We start from the raw sequence: 735 nt of genomic DNA, 5'->3' as shown, positions 1-735 counted from the left end.
TTTGACGTAGCAGACCAAGAAATGATGCACAGCCTTGATCTTTTGCTTCTTTTCTATCAAGAGAAAAGAAGGAGCCACTCGGCGGCGGTGAGCCGAGGCAAGCCTAAGCGTGGGAAGCAACCACCTGTAAAACTTTACTTTCCAAAGTAGATTGCCACACCCTGTGAAAAACAGAGGCTCGAAACTGTAAAGAGTTTCCAACCTTTCAATATTATCAACCCCTTCCGAAGTACGCGAACGGCCTTGCAACATTTCGAAGGTATGATAGTTAAAGGGATTGCACTTCCTTTTCTACCTCCCCCTGACCCAAACAGGGTGTAGAAACGGAGCTCCTTCAGCGAAGTGGCTCAGCCTGTGCCCAAAAATCACTTTGACGTAGCAGACCAAGAAATGTTGCAAGGCCTTGATCTTTTGCTTCTTTTCTATCAAGAGAAAAGAAGGAGCCTATCGGCGGCGGTGAGCCGAGGCAAGCCTAAGCGTGGGAAGCAACCACCTGTAAAACGTTACTTTCCAAAGCAGATTGCCACGCCCTGTGAAAAACAGAGGCTCGCAATGACGTGGTGCATTAAAGAGTTTCCAACCTTTCAATATTCTCAACCCCTTCCGAAGTACGCGAACGGCCTTGCAACATTTCGAAGGTATGGTAGTTAAAGTGATTGCACTTCCCTTCCACCTCCCACGTACCCAAACAGGGTGGAGAAACGGAGCTCCTTCAGTGAAGTGGCTCAGCCTGTA

Source organism: Pedobacter fastidiosus, from assembly GCF_014306625.1.
GTDB classification, from domain to species: Bacteria; Bacteroidota; Bacteroidia; order Sphingobacteriales; family Sphingobacteriaceae; genus Pedobacter; species Pedobacter fastidiosus.
Note: the sequence above shows the minus strand (reverse complement) of the source record.